Origin of the sequence: Streptosporangium sp. H16, from assembly GCF_051918855.1 — a bacterium.
Classification (GTDB): domain Bacteria; phylum Actinomycetota; class Actinomycetes; order Streptosporangiales; family Streptosporangiaceae; genus Streptosporangium.
Genome location: NZ_JBPXMD010000094.1, coordinates 1 through 2,157, shown reverse-complemented (window position 1 = coordinate 2,157; position 2,157 = coordinate 1). Strand labels below are relative to the sequence as shown.

Annotated in this window: 1 protein-coding gene; it reads right to left on the bottom strand. The window is 71.4% G+C overall.

The features are described 5' to 3' along the window. A partial coding sequence (locus tag ACTOQ2_RS43755) for a type I polyketide synthase (protein ID WP_440107917.1) occupies positions 1–2,157 on the bottom strand: 2,157 nt, incomplete at both ends.

Genomic DNA, 2,157 nt, shown 5'->3' with positions numbered 1-2,157 from the left:
GCCCACCTCCACCGCCACCGCATCCACCGGCGGCCACTGCACCAGCTCGAACCCCGCCACCGGCAGCGGCTCCGCACTCAACACCCCCTCGGCATGCCCTGTCCACGGCGCCATGGCGTCATCTTCCGGACGCGAGTGAATCGAGACCGCCCTACCGCCCGACTCCTCTTCCGCGCCGACGACGACCTGGACCTGCACCCCGCCCTCGGCGGCCAGCACCAGCGGAGCCTGCAACGTCAGCTCCCGCACCAGCGGCCGGCCCACCTCGGCCCCGGCCCGCAACACCAGCTCCAGCAAACCGGTCCCCGGCACCAACACCGTCCCGTTCACCGCATGATCAGCCAGCCACGGCTGCGTAGCGGTGGACAGACGGCCGCTGAAGACCACCGACCCACCCCCGGCAACCTCCGTCACCGCACTCAACAACGGATGATCGATGGCGACGAGCCCCACACCGGCCATGTCGCCGGTCTCGATCTGTGTGGGGACCCAGAAGCGCTCACGCTGGAAGGCGTACGTCGGCAGGTCCACGCGGTGTGGCCGCGCCGGAGCGAAGAGAGCGTCCCAATCGAGCGAGACACCGTGGGTGTGCAGCCGGTCAAGCGCCTCGATCAGCGTCCGGACCTCGTCACGGTCCTTGCGCGCGGTCGCGACGAACACGCCGTCCTGCACGCTCTGCTGAGCCAGCGCGGTCAGGGTGGTGTCCGGCCCGACCTCCACGAACACACCCGCCTGGCAGGCAGCCACCCCATCGGCGAAGCGCACCGCCTCCCGCACGTGCCGCACCCAGTACCCCGGGTCGGTCAACAGCCCCGGCTCAGCGGGCCGGCCCGTCACGTTGGAAACGACCGGGATGGTCGGCTCACTGAAGGTCAACCCGGAGACGATCTGCTCGAACTCCGCCAGCATCGGCTCCATCAGGGGCGAGTGGAAGGCGTGCGACACGCGCAGCCTGCGCGTCCGCGTACTCACCAAGCCCGCGACCTCCTCCACCGCGACCTCACTGCCGGAGATGACCACGGCTTCCGGGCCGTTGACCGCGGCGATGCTCACGTCCCGGCGGCCCTCCAGCAGCGGAAGCACGTCCGCCTCGGGAGCGGCGATGGCCAGCATCGCCCCACCCTCCGGCAACGCCTGCATCAACCGGGCACGGGCGGAGACCAGGGCGCACGCATCAGGCAGCGAAAGCACCCCGGCCACGTGCGCGGCCGCGATCTCGCCCACCGAGTGGCCGACCAGCACGTCCGGGGTCACCCCCAGCGAGGTGAGCAGCCGATACAGAGCGACCTCGAAGGCGAACAGCGCCGGCTGGGTCATCCCCGTCTCGTTCAGCACACCGTCGGGGTCGGAGAACATCGCCTCACGGACCGCCCCCGGCAGCAACGCGCAGACCTCGTCCAGCGCGTCGGCGAACACCGGGAACGCGGCGGCCAGCTCACGGCCCATCCCCACCCGCTGGCTGCCCTGACCGGCGAACAACATCGCCAGCCCGCCACCACGGGCCGCATCCGGCGTCGTCGTACCGTCGGCCAGGGCACGCAGGCCCGCCACCAGCTCGGCCCGGTCGGCGCCCATCACCACCGCGCGCTGCTCCAGCAGCGCTCTACCGCTCGCCAGCGTCCAGCCGATGTCAGCCACGTCGAGCTCAGGCCGCTCCTCCACCCACGACGCGAGCTGCCCGGCCTGCGCCCGCAGCGCCTCGGGGGTCTTGGCCGACAGCAGCCACGGCGTCACCGGCAGCTCAGCGCCGGAAGGCTCAGGCTCCACCGCCGGTCCCTGCTCGATGATCACGTGCGCGTTCGTGCCACTGATCCCGAAGGACGACACCGCCGCCCGGCGCGGGCGGTCCTCGACGTCCCAGGGACGGGCCTCGGTGAGCAGTTCCACGGCACCGGCCGACCAGTCCACGTGCGGAGAGGGCTCCTCGGCGTGCAGGGTCTGCGGCATGACGCCGTTGCGCAGCGCCATCACCATCTTGATCACACCGCTCACCCCGGCGGCGGCCTGGGCGTGACCGATGTTCGACTTGATGGAGCCCAGCCACAACGGCCGGTCCTCCGGACGATCCTGACCGTAGGTGGCGATCAGCGCCTGGGCCTCGATCGGGTCGCCCAGCACCGTTCCCGTGCCGTGCGCCTCGACCACATCGACATCCGC